The 18280-nt window shown below is 74.0% G+C and carries 15 protein-coding genes and 1 pseudogene; 12 read left to right on the top strand and 4 right to left on the bottom strand.

The genetic code is table 11. The features are described 5' to 3' along the window. Positions 1 to 33 precede the first annotated feature (33 nt). The 6 genes from FB558_RS26230 (at position 34) to fxlM (ending at position 8023) form a co-directional block, all read left to right on the top strand. The gene (locus FB558_RS26230; RefSeq protein ID WP_142057814.1) at positions 34 to 3357 is read left to right on the top strand and encodes a translation initiation factor IF-2 N-terminal domain-containing protein; all 3324 of its coding nucleotides are present in this window, start codon (positions 34 to 36) and stop codon (positions 3355 to 3357) included. 114 nt (positions 3358 to 3471) lie between these two features. Beyond that, positions 3472 to 3780: a 50S ribosomal protein L21 gene (rplU, locus tag FB558_RS26225; protein WP_142057812.1), complete on the top strand. Its 309-nt coding sequence runs from the start codon at positions 3472 to 3474 to the stop codon at positions 3778 to 3780. A gap of 14 nt (positions 3781 to 3794) precedes the next feature. Further along, a complete protein-coding gene (gene rpmA, locus FB558_RS26220; protein ID WP_142057810.1) occupies positions 3795 to 4052 on the top strand; it encodes a 50S ribosomal protein L27 in 258 nt (85 codons plus the stop codon). Between the two features lie 108 nt (positions 4053 to 4160). After that, complete coding sequence (gene obgE, locus FB558_RS26215; RefSeq protein WP_142057808.1) at positions 4161 to 5627, top strand: GTPase ObgE; 1467 nt, start codon at positions 4161 to 4163, stop codon at positions 5625 to 5627. Next, positions 5624 to 6748, top strand: a complete 1125-nt coding sequence (gene proB / locus FB558_RS26210; RefSeq protein WP_142057806.1) for a glutamate 5-kinase — start codon at positions 5624 to 5626, stop codon at positions 6746 to 6748. Before obgE ends, proB begins: the two co-directional genes overlap by 4 nt. Positions 6749 to 6799: 51 nt before the next feature. Beyond that, positions 6800 to 8023, top strand: a complete 1224-nt coding sequence (fxlM, locus tag FB558_RS26205; RefSeq protein ID WP_246106756.1) for a methyltransferase, FxLD system — start codon at positions 6800 to 6802, stop codon at positions 8021 to 8023. 74 nt (positions 8024 to 8097) lie between these two features. On the opposite strand, the gene FB558_RS26200 is transcribed toward fxlM, so the two are convergent. Both FB558_RS26200 and FB558_RS26195 read right to left on the bottom strand, forming a co-directional pair. Continuing rightward, positions 8098 to 9120: an L-idonate 5-dehydrogenase gene (locus FB558_RS26200; protein ID WP_142057804.1), complete on the bottom strand. Its 1023-nt coding sequence runs from the start codon at positions 9118 to 9120 to the stop codon at positions 8098 to 8100. Next, positions 9117 to 10490, bottom strand: coding sequence for an MFS transporter (locus FB558_RS26195; protein ID WP_142057802.1), 1374 nt, complete (start codon positions 10488 to 10490; stop codon positions 9117 to 9119). Before FB558_RS26195 ends, FB558_RS26200 begins: the two co-directional genes overlap by 4 nt. Positions 10491 to 10574: 84 nt before the next feature. Between FB558_RS26195 and FB558_RS26190 the strand changes: the two genes are divergently transcribed. Then, on the top strand, positions 10575 to 11282 hold the full coding sequence (locus FB558_RS26190) for a GntR family transcriptional regulator (RefSeq protein WP_142057800.1): 708 nt from the start codon (positions 10575 to 10577) through the stop codon (positions 11280 to 11282). Between the two features lie 474 nt (positions 11283 to 11756). Here FB558_RS26190 and FB558_RS26185 read toward each other — a convergent pair whose 3' ends face one another. Together FB558_RS26185 and FB558_RS26180 are read right to left on the bottom strand one after the other, a co-directional pair. Further along, the gene (locus FB558_RS26185; RefSeq protein WP_142057479.1) at positions 11757 to 13010 is read right to left on the bottom strand and encodes an IS256 family transposase; all 1254 of its coding nucleotides are present in this window, start codon (positions 13008 to 13010) and stop codon (positions 11757 to 11759) included. Positions 13011 to 13230: 220 nt separating this feature from the next. Further along, positions 13231 to 15336, bottom strand: a complete 2106-nt coding sequence (locus FB558_RS26180) for a RecQ family ATP-dependent DNA helicase (RefSeq protein ID WP_142057798.1) — start codon at positions 15334 to 15336, stop codon at positions 13231 to 13233. 74 nt (positions 15337 to 15410) lie between these two features. On the opposite strand from FB558_RS26180, the gene FB558_RS26175 reads away from it, so the two are divergent. The 5 genes and pseudogenes from FB558_RS26175 to FB558_RS44760 form a co-directional block, all read left to right on the top strand. Then, positions 15411 to 15593 carry a hypothetical protein gene (locus FB558_RS26175; protein ID WP_142057796.1) on the top strand — a complete coding sequence of 61 codons (183 nt, stop codon included), beginning with the start codon at positions 15411 to 15413 and terminating at the stop codon, positions 15591 to 15593. Between the two features lie 48 nt (positions 15594 to 15641). Further along, on the top strand, positions 15642 to 16517 hold the full coding sequence (locus tag FB558_RS26170) for an AAA family ATPase (RefSeq protein ID WP_142057794.1): 876 nt from the start codon (positions 15642 to 15644) through the stop codon (positions 16515 to 16517). Between the two features lie 224 nt (positions 16518 to 16741). Further along, entirely contained in the window at positions 16742 to 17443 is a 702-nt protein-coding gene (locus FB558_RS26165) for a helix-turn-helix domain-containing protein (protein WP_142057792.1), read from the top strand. A 51-nt stretch (positions 17444 to 17494) separates the two neighbouring features. Continuing rightward, positions 17495 to 18061: a dihydrofolate reductase family protein gene (locus FB558_RS26160; RefSeq protein ID WP_142057790.1), complete on the top strand. Its 567-nt coding sequence runs from the start codon at positions 17495 to 17497 to the stop codon at positions 18059 to 18061. Positions 18062 to 18153: 92 nt separating this feature from the next. Beyond that, positions 18154 to 18204: pseudogene (locus FB558_RS44760) on the top strand (hypothetical protein); the annotation flags it as partial. Between the last annotated feature and the right edge of the window lie 76 nt (positions 18205 to 18280).

Here is an 18280-nt window from a genome sequence, read left to right as displayed (position 1 = left end):
TCCACCAGAGGCGCCCGGGGGCGGAGGAGCTGGATGTCGAATACTGATTCGCCCGCCGGAAGCCCCGGCGGGCCCGCCGCCGTACCCGCCCTGGACGATCTGCCGGAGAGGATGCGGGTGCACGCGCTCGCCAAGAGGCTCGCACGTACCAGCCGCGAGGTCCTCGCGGCGCTGGCCGCACTGGGCATCGAGGTGCGCAGCGCCCAGTCCAGCGTCGAGCGGAAGGTCGCCGAGCAGGTGGCCACCGCGCTGACGGCGCCGCCCGAGCCGGCCCCGTCCGAACCGGCGGCGTCCGAGCCGGCGCCCGCCGGGAGCGAGGCCGCAGGCAGCACCGCGCCCGAACCGGCCGCCGACGAGCCTGCCCCCGGGCCCGCGGCCCCGCTGGCGCCGGTGTTCGCGCCGCCTGCGCCGCTCTTCCAGCCGCCCACGCGGCGCTCGCGCAAGAAGTCCGCCGAGCAGGCGGAGGACGACCGGGCCGCGGCCCCCGTCACCGACACCCCTGACACGCCCGATACCGCGGAGCCCGCTGCGGCTCAGTCCGCGGCCGACGACGACGGTGACGACGACGACGCCTCGGCCCGCCGCCGCCGGCGCCGTGGCCGCCGGGGCCGCGGCCGCGGCCGCGGTGCGGACGGCTCCGACGAGGAGAACGGCGAGGACACGGCCGACGGCGAGGACCGCGTCGGCGAGAACGGCGGCGAGAGCACCGGCGACGCCGCGTCCCGCGAGGAGGACCGCGAGGCCGGGGACGACTCCGGTGACGAGTCCGACTCCGGCACCGACGACTCCGGAGACGACTCCGGGGACGACTCGGACCGCTCCGACGGCGACGCCGGCGGATCGCGGCGCCGCCGCCGCAGGCGCCGCCGCCGGGGTGCAGGCGACGACGGCGCCGACACCGACGACGCCGACCCGCCGAACACCGTCACGAAGGTCCGCGCCCCGCGCGAGCAGCGTGACGACGAGGGCGACGGCGTCCAGAGCGTCCGCGGTTCCACCCGGCTGGAGGCCAAGCGCCAGCGCCGCCGCGACGGGCGCGACGCGGGCAGGCGGCGCGTGCCGATCCTGTCCGAGGCCGAGTTCCTCGCCCGCCGCGAGTCGGTCGACCGCTCGATGGTCGTGCGTGAGCGCGGCGACCGCGTCGAGATCGCGGTGCTCGAGGACGACGTCCTCGTCGAGCACTTCGTCGCAGGCCGGGACGGCGGCTCGATGGTGGGCAACATCTACCTCGGCCGCGTCCAGAACGTGCTGCCGAGCATGGAGGCCGCGTTCGTCGACATCGGCCGCGGCCGCAACGCCGTGCTCTACGCAGGCGAGGTCGACTGGGACGCCGCCGGGCTCGGCGGCAAGCAGCGCCGCATCGAGCAGGCGCTCTCCAGCGGGGACAGCGTGCTCGTGCAGGTCACGAAGGACCCGATCGGGCACAAGGGTGCGCGCCTCACCACGCAGATCAGCCTGGCCGGCCGGTTCCTCGTCTACGTGCCGAGCGGCGGCGCCGCCGGGATCAGCCGCAAGCTGCCCGACGTCGAGCGCAAGCGGCTCAAGGACATGCTCAAGGAGATCGTCCCCAGCGAGGCCGGGGTGATCATCCGGACCGCCTCGGAGGGCGTGAGCCACGAGGCGCTGGAGCGCGACGTGCGTCGCCTGCAGGCCCAGTGGGAGGTCGTCAAGGGCAAGGCCGAGGTCACCGGCCCGCAGAAGCCCAAGGCGCCCACGCTCCTGTACGAGGAGCCGGACCTGCTCATCAAGGTCGTGCGCGACCAGTTCAACGAGGACTTCTCCCGCCTCGTCGTCGAGGGCGATGACGCGTGGGACACCCTGTCCAACTACGTCGGCCACGTCGCGCCGGAGCTCGCCGATCGCATGCACCGCCACGTCGGGGCGAAGGACGTCTTCGCCGAGTATCGGATCGACGACCAGCTGCTCAAGGGGCTCGACCGCAAGGTGTGGCTGCCCTCGGGCGGCACCCTGGTGATCGACCGCACCGAGGCGATGACCGTCATCGACGTCAACACCGGCAAGTTCACCGGCTCCGGCGGCAACCTCGAGGAGACCGTCACCCGCAACAACCTCGAGGCGGCCGAGGAGATCGTGCGCCAGCTGCGGCTGCGCGACATCGGCGGCATCATCGTGATCGACTTCATCGACATGGTGCTCGAGGCCAACCGCGACCTCGTGCTGCGCAGGCTCACCGAGTGCCTGGCCCGCGACCGCACCCGCCACCAGGTGGCCGAGGTCACCTCGCTGGGCCTGGTCCAGATGACGCGCAAGCGCGTGGGCGGCGGGCTGCTGGAGCACTTCTCCACACCGTGCGAGCACTGCCGCGGGCGCGGCGTCGTCGTCAACGCGGAGCCGGAGGTGGGGGCCGGGCACACCACCGCCCGGAACGACCGCCCCGACCGCAACGACCGCCCCGAGCGGGAGGGACGGCGCTCCCGTGGGCGCGGTCGCCGCGACGGGGAGGACCGCAACGGCCACGACGTGCGCAGGACCGAGCCGGTCCCCGCCGACAACGGCTCCGGGGCGAGCGCGCCGAGCGGCGCCGCCCCGACCCGCAACGGCCGCAGCGCCGAGCCGGTCGACGTCGACGCGTCGGTCGACGTGGGTGCGCCCGCACCCGTCGTGACCCCGGCGGTGCTCGACCCCGCAGGGGAGGCCCCGGCCCGGCAGACGCCCGCCGAGGAGGCCCCTGCCGAGCCGCAGGCCCCGAGCGGGCGACGCGTGCGTCGCAGCGCGCGCCGGCCCGCCGGTCCTTCGGCGGTCGAGACCTCGCCGGCGGACGGGCCCGCCGACGTGGCCGCCGACGCCGTCGAGGAGGTCGTCGTCGAGCGTTCGGTCGCGGCCGCGCACTCGCGTCCCGAGCCGGGCGCGGAGGAGCAGGCGGCGGCGGAGAAGGCCGCAGCTGAGAAGGCCGCAGCTGAGAAGGCCGCAGCTGAGAAGGCCGCAGCTGAGAAGGCCGCAGTGGAGGAGAAGGCGGCGGCCGAGAAGGCCTCCGCCGAGGCGGACGCCGCGGCCGGCGACGCCACCGGGAACGGGGTGTCGGAGCAGGCGCAGGCCGACGGCGAGCAGAACGGCCGCACCCGCGGACGTCGCCGGGGCCGCGTCACGCGCACCGCGGGCGCTCCCACCGCCGCGGCGGGGGAGGCCCCGGTCGCCGCCGTGGTCACCGTCGCGAGCACGCCCGAGCCGTCCGCTGCGGCACCGTCCGGCGCGGGGGACTCAGGCCGGCCCGCCGTGCCGGTGGCCGCGCCGCCGCAGCCGGAGCCCGCCCCGGCCGCACGGCCTCGTCGCAGCCGGCGTGCGGCGTCGCGACCGGCGGGTCCGCCCGTCGCCGACGGTGGGAACGACCCGGCATGACCGGCCTGCCGACCCGTCAGCTATCCTGGGAACCCTGCGCCGCGCTCCGAGCAGTCGCGGCCCGCGCAGGGTCCCCCTGTGCAATGACCCCCGAGCTTCAGGAGCAGTGCGTCGATGTACGCGATCGTCAAGACCGGCGGTAAGCAGTACAAGGTGGCCGTCGACGACGTCGTCACCGTCGAGAAGATCAACGGTGACCCCGGCGCCGAGGTGAGCCTCCCCGCAGTGCTCCTGGTGGACGGCGACGACGTCACCACCGACGCCGCAGCGCTCTCGGCCGCCTCGGTCACCGCCACGGTGGTCGAGCACACCAAGGGCCCGAAGATCCGGATCCACAAGTTCAAGAACAAGACCGGGTACCACAAGCGTCAGGGGCACCGTCAGCCCCTGACGAAGGTCCAGGTCACCGGCATCGCGAAGTAGGAGAGGACGACACCATGGCTCACAAGAAGGGTGCGTCCAGCTCGCGCAACGGGCGCGACTCCAACGCACAGCGCCTCGGCGTGAAGCGCTTCGGCGGTCAGGTCGTCAGCGCGGGTGAGATCCTCATCCGCCAGCGCGGCACGAAGTTCCACCCGGGTCTCGGCGTCGGCCGGGGCGGCGACGACACGCTGTTCGCGCTGGTCGAGGGCTCGGTCGAGTTCGGCTACGCGAAGGGCCGCAAGGTCGTCAACGTGGTGCCGGCGCAGGCCTGAGGCCTGCCCCACCCGCAGAACCGGACAACGGCGGGCCGCCCGAGGGGTGGCCCGCCGTTGTCGTTCGAGCGGAGCTCGCGGAGCGAGCAACCGCACTGAGGAGAGTCGATGTCGAAGTTCGTGGATCGCGTGGTGGTGCACGCCACGGCGGGCGCGGGTGGCAACGGCTGCGCCTCGGTGCACCGCGAGAAGTTCAAGCCGCTCGGTGGCCCGGACGGCGGCAACGGCGGGCGCGGCGGATCGGTCGTGCTGGTCGTCGACCAGGGTGTGCACACCCTGCTCGACTTCCACCACCGCCCGCACGCGATGGCCCGCAGCGGCAAGCAGGGGCAGGGCGGGTTCAAGGCGGGCGCCAACGCCGAGGACCTCGAGCTGCGCGTCCCGGACGGCACCGTCGTGTTCGACGCCCGGGGCGCGATCGTCGCCGACCTGGTCGGGGCGGGCACCCGGTTCGTCGCCGCCGAAGGTGGCCGCGGCGGGCTCGGCAACGCGGCGCTGGCGTCGGCGGCCCGCAAGGCACCCGGGTTCGCCCTGCTCGGGGAGCCCGGGGAGAGCCGCGATCTGGTGCTCGAGCTGCGCTCGATGGCCGACGTCGGGCTCGTCGGGTTCCCGTCGGCCGGCAAGTCGTCGCTCGTCGCGGCGCTGTCCGCGGCGCGGCCGAAGATCGCGGACTACCCCTTCACCACGCTCGTGCCGCAGCTCGGCGTGGTGACGACCGGCGAGGACGTGTTCACCGTCGCCGACGTGCCGGGGCTGATCCCGGGAGCGTCCGAGGGGCGGGGGCTCGGGCTCGACTTCCTCCGGCACATCGAGCGCTGCTCGGTGCTGGTGCACGTCGTCGACTGCGCGACGTTCGAGCCGGGTCGCGACCCGGTGTCCGACGTGCAGGCGCTGGAGGACGAGCTCGCCCGCTACACGCCCGCGCTCGGCGGCGAGCTGTCCGACCGGCCGCGGCTGATCGCGCTCAACAAGATCGACGTGCCTGACGCGAAGGACATGGCGGAGCTCGTCGCGGCCGATCTCGCCGAGCGCTTCGGCTGGCCGGTCGTGCCGATCTCCACAGCGTCCCGGCACGGGCTGCGCGAGCTGACGTTCGCGATGGCCGAGCAGGTGCGCGCGCACCGCGACGCCCAGCCGGTGGCCGAGCCGACGCGGATCGTGCTGCGCCCGCAGGCCGTCGACGACTCCGGCTTCACCGTCGAGCCCGACCCGGAGCTGCCGGACGGGTTCATCGTCCGCGGCGCGCGGCCCGAGCGGTGGATCCGGCAGACCGCGTTCGACAACGACGAGGCCGTCGGGTACCTCGCCGACCGGCTGGCCCGGCTCGGCGTCGAGGACGCGCTCGCCGAGGCCGGCGCGCAGCCGGGCTGCCCGGTCACGATCGGCGACGTCACGTTCGACTGGGAGCCGAGCACCCCGTCCGGGGTGGCGGTGATGATGTCCGGGCGCGGCACGGACCGGCGGCTGGAGCAGAGCTCGCGCATCAGTGCCGCGGAGCGCAAGGCCGCCCGCGCCGAGCGGCGCCGGACGCGCACCGACGACGAGCTGTTCGCCGAGGACCCCGAGGACGCATGACTCCGCGCGCACAGCTCGGCGCGGCCCGCCGGGTCGTCGTCAAGGTCGGGTCCTCCTCGCTCACGAGCCTGGACGGCGGGCTCGACCCGCAGCGGCTGCAGGCGCTCGTCGACGCGCTCGCGGCGCGGTGGGCCGCGGGCAGCCAGGTCGTCCTCGTCTCGTCGGGTGCGATCGCGGCCGGGCTCGCCCCGCTCGGGCTCAGCCGCCGCCCGCGTGACCTCGCCACGCAGCAGGCAGCCGCCGCGGTCGGGCAGCTGCAGCTGGCGCAGGCCTACGCGGCGGCGTTCGGCCGGCACCTGCTGCCGATCGGGCAGGTGCTGCTCACCGCCGACGACATGATCCGCCGCGCCCACTACCGCAACGCGCAGCGCACCCTGGAGCGGTTGCTCGGGCTGGGCGTGCTGCCGGTCGTCAACGAGAACGACACGGTGGCCACCGACGAGATCCGGGTGGGGGACAACGACCGGCTCGCCGCCCTGGTGGCGCACCTGATCGGCGCGGACGGGCTGGTGCTGCTCTCCGACGTCGACGGCCTGTACGACGGTGACCCGCGGCTGCCCGGTTCCCGGCTGCTGCCCGAGGTCGAGGCCCCGTCCGATCTGGAGGCGGTGCGGGTGGCCCACGCCCGGGCCGGTTCGCTGGGCACCGGCGGGATGGCCACGAAGATCACGGCGGCCGCGATGGCCGCCGCGGCCGGCATCCCGGTGCTGCTGGCCGCCGCCGAGGACGTCGCCGCGGCGCTCGACGGTGCCGAGCCCGGCCCGAAGGTCGGCACCGCGTTCCGGCCGTCGGGCAGGCGGATGTCGGCACGCCGGTTCTGGCTGCGGCACGCCGCGGACGTGCGCGGGGCGCTCGACCTGGACGCGGGCGCCGTGGCCGCGGTGATCGAACGCCGCCGTTCCCTGCTCGCGGCGGGGATCCACGGGATCTCGGGCGAGTTCGTCGCGGGCGACGTCGTCGACCTGGTCGGGCCCTCCGGCGGGGTCGTGGCGCGCGGTGTGGTCGGCTTCGACGCGGCGGAGCTGCCGTCCCTGATCGGGCGGCGCTCCCGGGACCTGCCCCCTGAGCAGCGCCGTGAGGTCGTGCACGCCGACGACCTCGTCCCGATGCGCGGCGCCTGACCCCGGCCGCTGGCGGTTGTCCGGGCCGGTTCCGGACGCCAGACTCGTCCCGTGGACGCCGCGCGGGCTCGGACCGGGATGGTCGACGCCCTGCGCGACGGCGGACGGGTGTGCTCGCCCGCTGTCGAGGAGGCGTTCCGCGCCGTCCCGCGCCACCTGTTCCTGCCGGGGCTCGGCGTGGCGGAGGCCTACGCGGACGAGGCGGTGGCTGTCCAGTTCGCCGACGGTGTGGCCACGAGCTCGGCGTCGCAGCCGTCGATGATGGCGATCATGCTCGAGCAGCTGGACGTGCGGCCGGGGCAGCGGGTGCTCGAGATCGGGGCCGGCACCGGGTACAACGCGGCGCTGCTGGCCCGGATCGTCGGCCCGACCGGTGCGGTGACGTCGGTCGACATCGACGAGGACCTCGTCGACCGCGCGGCCGTGCACCTCGCCTCGGCGGGCGTCGACGGGGTGGAGCTCGTCGTCGCCGACGGCGCGCTCGGGCACCCGCCGGGAGCGCCGTACGACCGCATCGTGTTGACGGTCGGCAGCGACGACGTGCGCCCGGAGTGGCTGGCGCAGCTCGCGCCGGGCGGCCGGTTGCTCCTCCCGCTGGCCGTGCGCGGCAGCCAGCTCTCGACCGCGCTCGACCTGGGGCCGGACGGGATCCTGCGCAGCCACTCGGTGCGCAGCTGCGCCTTCATCCGGCTGCGCGGAGCCGCGGCGAGCCCGGAGGCCACCACGCGTCTCGACGGGATCGGGGTCGCGCTGCAGGTGCCCGACGACGGCCCGCGCCCGGACGCGGCGGCCGTGGCGGGCGCGCTCGCCGACCCGCGGGGGCACCGGGACTGCACCGCGGCGTTGGGCCCGGTCGACGTGTGGGACGGGTTCGGGTTGTGGCTGGCGCTGACCGAGCCGGGCGCCTGCCGCCTGCTGGCCGTGGAGCCGGAGACCGCGCTGCCCGACGACCTGCTCCCGCTCGGCGCGAGCAGCGGCACGGTGGGCCTGGTCGCGGCCCCCGGCGCGATCCCCGGGGTGGCCGCGGTGGTGCTCGCGGGCGACGACCACAGCCCGCTGCGGGTGCGTGCCTCCGGCCCGAGCGGGGACGCGCTCGCCGACCGGCTGCTCGACGCACTCGCGCACTGGACCGCCGCGGGCCGCCCCGGTGCACCCGACTGGCGGTTCGTCGCGGTTCCCCGCGGCACCGATGTCGACCTGCCCGAGCCCGCGGCGGTCGTGGAGAAGCGCCATTGCCGGCTGCTGGCCGACCTCCCGGACCGCGCTGCCGGCTGACACACCGACAGTGGCGCTCCCACACCGACTGCAGTCGGTGTGCCAGCGCAGATGTCGGTGTGCCGCGAGTCGACTCAGGGGCGGAGGCGCAGGAGCACCTTGCTGCTGCCGGGAGCGGCCGCGGTGCGCAGAGCCTCGGCCGCGTCGTCGAGGTCGAAGCGGTGCGTGACGAGCGGGGCGACGTCGAGGCCGTCCTGCAGGGCGCGCAGCGCGTCGGAGATCTCCTCGACGAACCGGTACGACCCCACCCAGGTGATCTCGCGGGAGACGAGGTCGCCCAGCTGGGCGGGCGCCGGGGAGCCCGGCAGGTTGCCGACCTGAACCAGCGTGCCGCCCCGGGCCGTGGCCCGCAGCACCGCGCCGAGCGCGGCGGGCGCGCCGGAGGCCTCGACGACCAGCTCGACGTCGGACGGGAGCGGCGCGCCGGCCCCGAGGTCGACGGTCTCGTCGGCGCCCATCGCGGCGGCCACGGCCAGCGACGGCGCCGAGAGGTCCGCGGCGATCACGTGCGTGGCGCCGCGGTGCTTCGCGGCGGCGACGACGAGCGCCCCGATCGGGCCGGTGCCGTTGACGAGCACCGTCCGCCCCCGCACGTCCCCCGCGCGGTGCACGGCGTGCAGCGCCACCGCCAGCGGTTCGGCGAGGGCGCCCTGCTCGGTGTCGACGCCGTGGGGCAGCGGCCGGACCTGGTCGGCGGGCACGACCCGGTACTCGCTGAAGCCGCCGTCGGTGTGCGGGTCGAAGGCGGCGGAGCCGAAGTAGCGCACGTGCGGGTGCAGGTTGGTGCGGCCGGCGATCCGGTCCGGCAGCGCGATCTCGCCCACCAGCAGCGCCGGGTGGACGGTCGCCGGCGTGCCCTCGGGCAGGCCCGTCACGCCGGCCCCGACCGCCGCCACCCGCCCGGCGACCTCGTGCCCCAGCACCAGGGGGTGGCGCAGCACCGCGGTGCCGGACGCGCCGCGGGCCCAGTAGCCGAGGTCGGACCCGCAGATGCCGCCCCACTCCATTGCCAGCAGGACCTCGCCCGGACCGGGCGTCGGATCCGGGATGCGGTCGATCCGCACGTCGCCGGGACCGTGCACGACGACGGCCTTCATGCGGCGTCCTCCAGACGGACCAGGTCGCGCCCGCGGGTCTCGGGAGCGAGCAGCGCGCTGACCAGCGTGATCAGCGAGTACACCACCAGCATCGCGGCGATGGGCCACCAGCTGCCGGTGACGGCGGTGAGGGTGGCCGCGAGGACCGGGCCGATGGCGGTGGTCAGGATGCCGCCGACCTCCTTGGCCAGTGCGAGCTGGGTGAAGCGGGTGCGGGACCCGAACAGCTCGGCCATCGTGACGCTCTCCATCGCGAACAGGCCGAGCACGCCGATGTTGAGCGCCAGGACCATGCCGATGACGAGCGCGACGGTGCTGCCACTGGTGATCATCAGCAGCAGCGGGAAGGCGAGCACGGCGGTCAGCGCGCTGAACGCGACGTACACCGGGCGGCGGCCGAAGCGGTCGCCGAGCAGCCCGACCACGGGCACCGTGACGAAGCCGAGCACCGAGCCGTAGACGATCGCGTCGGTCGGGACGGAGCGGTCCACCAGCAGCGTCGTGGCCACGTAGCCGACCAGGAACGTCTGGACGAGGCCCGAGTTGCCGGCCTGGCCGAGGCGCAGCCCGAGCGCCAGGAAGAACGCCCGGCCCTTGCGCTGGCGCAGGCCCGCCTCGAGCACGCTGCCGGCCTGGTCCTCGGCGAGCTCGCTGCGGGACAGGGCCCGGCCGTCGACGACGTCGGGGCGCTCCTCGAAGACCGGGCTCTCCTTCAGGCTGCGGCGCAGCCAGACCGCGAAGATCATGAGCAGGAAGCTGAGCAGGAACGGCAGGCGCCAGCCCCAGGACAGCAACTGCTCCTCGGTGAGGACGGCCAGCAGGATCGCCCAGATCCCGGACGCGGCCAGCGTGCCCGAGTTGGTGCCGAGCGACACCAGGGAGGAGATCAGACCGCGCCGTCGGACCGGCGCGTACTCGGTGAGCATCACGGTGGCGCCCGCGATCTCCGCACCGGCCCCGAAGCCCTGCACCAGGCGCAGCACGACCAGCAGGATCGGGGCCAGGATGCCGATCGTCGCGTACGTCGGCAGGACGCCGATCAACGTGGTCGAGGCGCCCATCAGCAGGATCGTCAGGTACAGCACGCGCTTGCGGCCGATCCGGTCGCCCATCCGGCCGAAGTAGATCGCGCCCGCGAGCCGCGCCACGTACCCGACGCCGTAGGTCGCCATCGCCGCGATGAGCCCGATCGCCGGGCTGACGTCGGGGAAGAAGAGCTGGTTGAAGACGATGGCGGCCGCCAGCGAGTAGAGCTGGAAGTCCATGAACTCCATCGCCGTGCCGAGCCAGCCCGAGGTGGCGGCCTTGGCCAGGTCCCGCGTCGTCCTGGTCGCCGGGCCGGCCGCCCCGGTGGTCGTGCCGTCGGTCATGGTGAGCTCCGTTGGTCTACCTGTCGAGCAGTGCTGGTATACAAGCACCTGTCGAGCAGGGGTCGCAACCGCTACGCTGCGCAGGTGGCCCGTCCGACGTCCCGGACCAACCGCCGCACCGTCTACGAGACGCTGCGTCGCGAGGTCCTCACCCTCGAGCTCCCGCCCGGCGCCGCGCTGTCGGAGAACGAGCTCGCGGCGCGGCTGGGCGTCAGCCGCACGCCGGTGCGGGAGAGCCTGATCCTCCTCGCCGAGGAAGGCCTGGTGCAGGTCTTCCCGCAGGTCGGCTCGTTCGTCTCGCGGGTGGACCCGGCACGCGTCGCCGACGCGCAGTTCCTCCGGGAAGCGGTCGAGCTCGCGTCGCTGGAGGACCTCCCGGCCCACCTGGACCCGGACCTGGTCCGGGAGCTGCGCGAGAACCTCTCCGCGCAACGGCGCCCGGACCTGGACGTCGAGGAGTTCTTCGTCCTCGACGAGGCCTTCCACCACGCCCTGCTGCGCCTGTCCGGCCACGGCAACGCGTGGACCACCGTGGTGGCGGCCAAGGGGCACCTCGACCGGGCCCGCCGGCTCGGGCTGCAGGCCACCGCCCCGCCCGCCTTCACCGACCAGCACGTCGAGATCCTCGACGCCGTGCTGGCCGGTGACGTCGTCGCGGCGCGGACGGCGATGCGCGCCCACCTGCGCGCGGTCTTCGACGACGTCGAGCAGATCCGCGAGCGCGCGCCCGAACTCTTCGCGCGCGATCCGGCCTCGGCGCCGGTGCGCCGCAACGTGGTGGTGTGGGAGTAGCGGACCTGGCGCTGCGGCAGGAATTCGGGCCGATCGGGGCAGCGTACGTGGTGTTCATGATCATCGCGTCGAAGGGCGCCGCCGGCGGCGTCGCTGTCCGTCTCTGGTCCCCGGTTCTGCGGGTGAACGGAACACCAGGGTTGTTCGATCACGGCTGGACAGCTCTGGTGTTCCGTTCACCCGCGAACGGAAGCCTGGTGCGCCGGTTCTCGCATGCGCCCACAGGAGCGCGTCCATGGCCAGGTAGATGTGAGGGTCGCCCGGACCGCCGGGAACAGCGCTCAGGTCGATGTGATCATTCGTCCACAGCATGCCAGGACAGGTGCCCGCGCACCTGGCGCTGCGGCAGCAATTCTGGTCGGTGAAGGCCGGATTGCTGCGGGGACGCCAGAAGCGTCGCGTCCGCTGCGGGCGACCCGGGCCACGTCCGCGAAGGTGGTGTAAGAGATCGACTCCGCGTGATCTTGGTGAAGGTTATGCGGTGAGTGCTTCGGTTGTCACGACCGGCTCGCTGGTGGTGGGGTCGGGTTCGGTGGTGACGATGCGGATGCGGGATTTCGTGAGCAGTTCCAGGCTCATGTAGCGGCGGCCTTCGGTCCATTCGTCGCTTTGCTCGGCCAGCACTGCGCCGACGAGGCGGATCAGGGCTTCGCGGCCGGGGAAGATCCCGACCACGTCGGTGCGGCGGCGGATCTCCTTGTTCAGCCGCTCCTGTGGGTTGTTGGACCAGATCTGGCGCCAGATCTGACGTGGGTAGGCGGTGAAGGCGAGCAGGTCAGCGCGGGCGGCTTCGAGGTGCTCGGCGGCGTCGCGGAACTTGGGCTCGAGGCCGTCGACGACGCGGTCGTACTGGGCTGCCACGGCGTCGGCGTCGGCCTGGTCGAAGATGGTGCGGACCTGGGTGGCCATGTGCGGCTGCGCGCTCTTGGGTACCTGGGTGAGCAGGTTGCGCAGGTAGTGGGTGCGACACCGCTGCCAGGTCGCGCCGGGCAACGCCGACCCGATCGCGGCGACCAGCCCGGAGTGGGCGTCGGAGATGACCAGCTGGACCCCGGACAGGCCGCGGGCGACCAGCCCGCGCAGGAACGCCAACCAGCCGGCGCCGTCCTCGGCGGAGGCCACGTCGAGGCCGAGGATCTCGCGGTGCCCGTCGGCGTTCACCCCGGTCGCCACGAGCGCGTGCACGTTGACCACGCGGCCGTCCTCGCGGACCTTCACGACCAGGGCGTCTACCCAGACGAAGGTGTAGGGCCCTTGGTCGAGGGGCCGCTGGCGGAACGCGGTGACCTGGGCGTCGAGGTGGGTGGCCATCTCCGAGACCTGCGAGCGGGACAGCGACTTGATCCCGAGCTGCTCGGCCAGGCGCTCCACCCGGCGGGTCGAGACACCGAGTAGGTAGGCGGTGGCCACGACGGTGACCAGGGCCTGCTCGGCGCGGCGGCGGTGGGTCAGCAGCCAGTCCGGGAAGTAGGAGCCCTCACGCAGCTTGGGGATCGCGAGCTCGATCGTGCCGGCGCGGGTGTCCCACTCCCGGGGCCGGTAGCCGTTGCGTCGGTTGACCCGCTCTTGGCTGCGCTCGCCCCAGTCGGCGCCGCAGACTCCGTCGGCCTCGGCGGACATCATCGCGTTCGCGAACGAGGCGACCATCTGCCGCAACAAGTCCGGCGACGCGCCCTGCAGCTGCTGCTCCAACAACCCCTCGACATCGATACTGTGCGGTGCGGCCATCGTGGTGATCCTCTCGGTGAGTTCCTTGGTCGGTACTCATCAAGATCACGCGGTGGCCGTCTCAGTTCACGACGCCACGCCGTTCACCAGCGGGGGACTCGTACACCACCTCCGAGGACGCAGCCGCGACCCGACCCGCCGCCCCCACATCTGGCGCCGCAGCAGGAACCTGGCGCGGTCGAGGCCCGATACCTGCCGGAGCGCCAGATCGGCGCGCGGCTCAGCCCTTCTGCGCCAACGCGAACGGCAGCACGGCCGTGGCGCCCGCGTGCCGCAGCAGCCGGGCCGCGACCGTGGCCGTCCAGCCGGTGTCGACGACGTCGTCCACCAGCAGCACCGGACCGGCCGGCATTCCGAACGCGGGCGGCTCGAACGCCGACCAGACGGCGGCGAGGCGCTGGGCGCTGTTGGCGTGCTCCTCGGGGCGCGGGCCGGTGGGGGCGAGGGTGCCGAGCAGCGGCAGCCGCCCGATGTCGGCGATCCGGCGCGCGAGGTGGTCGAGCTGGTGCGGGCGGGTGCGTGAACCCACCCCGACGACCCCGACCGGCCGCTCCTCCCAGCCCCAGCCGGCCAGCACCCGCACGCAGGCGTCGAGGACGTCCTTCGGGACCGGCGCGTCGTCCGGATCGGTGCCGTCGACGAGCTCGCGCAGGCGGGTGCCCCACCCGATGTCGGACAGCCGCCCGATCACCCGGCCGGGAGCGGCCAGCTCGGCGGCCGGGATCCGGCCGGACACCGGCACGCCCAGCTCGGCCATCCCGCTGGGCCACTGCTTGCGGGGCGCGACCTCGATGCCCGGGCGCGTGATGCGCTCCTGGGCCGCGGCGGCCGTGCCGGCGTCGACGTCGGTGCTCCACGCCGGCGTGGTGCACGTGTCGCACCGGCCGCAGCGCTCCGGCGCCGGGTCGTCGAGCTGGCGGCGCAGGAACTGCATGCGGCACTCGGTGGTGCCGATGTAGTCGAGCATCGCCTGCTGCTCCACCTCGCGGGCCTCGGCGATGCGCTGGTGGCGCTCCCGGTCGTAGACCCACTCCTGACCGGTGGTCACCCACCCGCCCTTGACGCGCCGCGCGGCGCCGTCGCTGTCGAGCACCTTGAGCAGCATCTCCAGCCGGGTGCGGGACAGGTCGACGCGCGTCTCGATGGCGGCGGTGGACAGCGGCTCGTCCCCGAGCACGGCCAGCGTCTGGCGCACGAGCGGCTCGGGCGGGAACGCGAGCGAGGCGAAGTAGGCCCAGATGTCGCGGTCCTCCCGGCCGGGCAGCAGCACCACCTCGGCCCGCTCCACGGCGCGCCCGGCGCGGCCGATCTGCTGGTAGTAGGCCACCGGCGACGCCGGCGCACCCAGGTGCACGACGAAGCCGAGGTCGGGCTTGTCGAAGCCCATCCCGAGCGCGCTCGTGGCCACCAGCGCCTTCACGCGGTTGGCGAGCAGGTCGCCCTCAGCCGCGAGGCGCTCCGCGGGGTCGGTCTTGCCGGTGTAGGAGGCGACGGGGTGGCCGCGCTCGCGCAGGAACTCGGCCACCTCCTCGGCCGCGGCGATCGTGAGCGTGTAGACGATGCCGGCGCCGGGCAACGCGTCGAGGTGCTCGGCGAGCCAGCCGAGCCGCTGCGCGGGCGTGGCCAGCCGCACGGCGGACAGGCGCAGGCTCTCGCGGTCGAGCGAGCCGCGCAGCACCAGCGTGTCGCCGGAGTCGTGGCGGCCCAGCCCGAGCTGCTCGGTGACGTCGACGACCACGCGGTCGTTGGCCGTGGCCGTGGTGGCCAGCACCGGGATGCCCGCGGGCAGCTCGGCGATGAGCTGCCGCAGGCGCCGGTAGTCGGGCCGGAAGTCGTGGCCCCAGTCGGACACGCAGTGCGCCTCGTCGACGACCAGCATCCCGGCGCTCGCGGTGAGCCGGGGCAGCACGCGATCGCGGAAGTCGGGGTTGTTCAGCCGCTCCGGGCTGACCAGCAGCACGTCGACCTCGCCCGCGTCGACGGCGGTGTAGGTGCGCTCCCAGTCGCCGGTGTTGGCCGAGTTGACGGTGGCGGCGCGGATGCCGGCGCGCTCGGCGGCGTCGATCTGGTTGCGCATCAGGGCCAGCAGCGGCGAGACGATGACGGTGGGGCCCGCGCCCGCCTCCCGCAGCAGCGCCGTGGCCACGAAGTACACGGCCGACTTGCCCCACCCGGTGCGCTGCACGACGAGTGCGCGCCGCCGCCCTTCGACCAGCGCCTGCACCGCCACCCACTGGTCCTCGCGCAGCCGCGCCCCCGGCCCGGCGAGGGTGGCCAGCACGGTTTCGGCGCGCTCGCGGAGATCGGGCCCGGTAGCAGTGGTCACGTCCCCATGGTGGACGAGGCCGCCGACAGTTCCGAAAGGGGTGTGGAGCCACCCGGACGGGGAACCCCGGACGCATGAGCAGCGCCGCCCGGAAATGGCCCTTCGTGATCAGACGGTGCACCCGGTGCACCCGGGAAGCCGTCGTCGTGGTCGCTGCGGAGAAGGGATCCGGCAGCGTGGCGGCGTGCGCGGAGCACCTGGAGTGGGCGTTCTTCCTGGGCGTCGACGAGTGGAGCGGGCGGCGCCGCGCGGCGTGACCGGCCCGACCCTGGGCGGATCGCCCGTGCACGAGGCAGGATGGCCGGGTGGACGCGCCCCAGGAACCGCTGTTCGGTTCGGTCGACGACGTCGCCGAGCGCCTCGCAGGCGTCGGGTACCTCGCCTCGACCGGCGTGGCCACCACCGTCTACCTCGCCGACCGGCTCGGCAAGCCGCTGCTGGTCGAGGGCCCGGCCGGGGTCGGCAAGACCGAGCTGGCGAAGGCCGTGGCCGCCTGCACCGGCGCCGGGCTCGTGCGGTTGCAGTGCTACGAGGGCATCGACGAGGCGCGTGCGCTCTACGAGTGGAACCACGCCAAGCAGCTGCTGCGGATCACGGCGGGGCAGGGTCACGAGTCCTGGGACGAGACGCGCGACGACGTGTTCTCCGAGGAGTTCCTGCTGCCCCGCCCGCTGCTCACGGCCATCCGGCGCTCCGAGCCCACGGTGCTGCTCGTCGACGAGATGGACAAGGCCGACGTGGAGGTCGAGGGCCTGCTGCTGGAGGTGCTCTCGGACTACCAGGTCAGCGTCCCGGAGATGGGCACGATCACCGCGTCGCGCCGCCCGTTCGCGCTGCTGACCTCGAACTCCACCCGCGAGCTGTCCGAGGCCCTCAAGCGCCGCTGCCTGTTCCTGCACCTCGACTTCCCGGACGCCGACCTGGAGCGGCGCATCGTCCTGAGCCGGGTGCCGGAGCTGCCGGAGGCGCTGGTGGACGCGCTGGTGCGCACCGTCCGCGTGCTGCGCGGCCTGGAGCTGCGCAAGGCCCCGTCGGTCGCCGAGACGATCGACTGGGGCCGCACCCTGCTCGCCCTGGGCATGGACACCCTCGACGACGACACGGTCCGCGCCACCCTCGGAGTGGTGCTCAAGCACCAGTCCGACGCGGTGAAGGCGGTCGCGGAGCTGCGGCTCAACTAGCCGCTGCGGCCGGGGAAGCTGCCGCCCGGCGGGCCTCGTGATCCGTCCGAGTCGCACACGGCGGTGCCGGCGGCAGCGCTCGCGTCCGTCTCGGACCGATCAACCCGCCATGATCGCCGTGAGCAGTACATGATGGTGGCGCATACCGCTCTCACGTGCGGCTGGGGTCGATCACGGGCCCGGCGTCCGGCGGGGGAGCACGGCAGGTGCTGGGAGGAGGGGGGATGGGGCTGGAGATCGAGAGCCGGCCGTCCGACTCGCCCTACGTCGAGCGGGTGTGGCGCAGCCGCAGCACCGGCGTGGACCGGATGACGTCGGTCGCCACGGCGCACTGGGACCTGGTCGTGTGGGAGCAGCGCGGTCGGATGAGCGTGGGTGTGCAGGGTCCGGAGGCGCGGGCGAACACGGCCCCCGTCCCGGAGGAGGCGGTGTTCTTCGGGATCAGCTTCGCGCTCGGCACGTCGATGCCGCACCTCCCCGCCGCCCGGCTCGTCGGTCGCGGTACCGACGTTCCCGCAGCCCTCGCCCGCTCGTTCTGGCTGCACGGCTCCGCGTGGCACCTCCCGGACTACGACAACGCCGAGGCGTTCGTGCGGCGGCTGGCCGACGAGGGCGTGCTGGTCCGGGACCCCGTCGTCGCCGCGGTGCTCGACGGACGGACGCCGGGCGCGTCCGAGCGGACCGTCCAGCGGCGCTTCCTGGCCACGACCGGCCTCACCCGGGGCGCCGTCCGCCAGATCGACCGGGCGCGGCGGGCGGCGGTGCTCGTCCAGGAGGGCGTGCCGACGCCCGAGGTCGTCCACCGGCTCGGGTACTTCGACCACCCCCACCTGGCCCGGTCGTTGTCCCGTTACGTCGGGCGGACGGCCGGTCAGCTGCGCGCCGGGGAGCCGTCCGAGCCGCTGTCGCTCCTGTACAAGACATGATCGCGCCTGCCCCATAACCTTCCGGCGTCCGACAGACGGAGGGGGAGTCACATGCGCAGGGTCGTCTCGAGTCCGTTCATCTCGCTCGACGGTGTGGTGGAGTCGCCGGACCAGTGGCAGTTCGACTTCGACGCCGAGATGGGCGCCGAGATGGAGCGGGCGCTGGCGAACGCCGACACGGTGCTCCTGGGTCGGGTGACCTACACGGAGTGGGCCGGCTACTGGCCGAACGTCGACGAGGGCGAGGACGCGGGGTTCGCGAGCTGGATCAACAACGCGCCCAAGTACGTCGCCTCGACCACGCTGGACAGCGTCGACGAGTGGCAGAACAGCACCCTGATCAAGGGGGACCTGGCCGACGCGGTTCGGGACCTCAAGGCCGGTGAGGGCAAGGACATCTCGGTGGCGGGCAGCCCGGGCCTCGTCCGGTCCCTTGTGGAGCAGGACCTGCTCGACGAGCTGGTGCTGCTGATCCACCCGGTGATCGCGGGCGAGGGCCGCAAGAAGCTGTTCGCCGACGACGCCGCGCTGAAGAAGCTCGAGCTGGTGAGCGCGAAGCCGACCAGCAGCGGGGTGCTGATCGCGACCTACCGGCCGCTGTCCGAGTCGAGTGACTGACCTCGCGAGTTCCAGTCACCTACGCTCATCTCAGGACGAACAGCGCAGCTGGGAGTCCGAGAGCTGAGATACCTGCCAACGAACAAGGGCGGGTGACGATCCCGGCGCAGGTCAGGCGCGCGGCAGGCATCGAGGCAGGCGTGCCGCTGGTCGTCTCCGTGGAGGACGGCCGGGTCGTGCTGGGACCCGCGAGCAGCTCGTCGAGCGGATCCGCCGCGA

The sequence above is a fragment of the Pseudonocardia kunmingensis genome (genome assembly GCF_006716445.1).
Lineage (GTDB): Bacteria > Actinomycetota > Actinomycetes > Mycobacteriales > Pseudonocardiaceae > Pseudonocardia > Pseudonocardia kunmingensis.
This window is presented reverse-complemented; position numbering and strand designations above follow the sequence as displayed.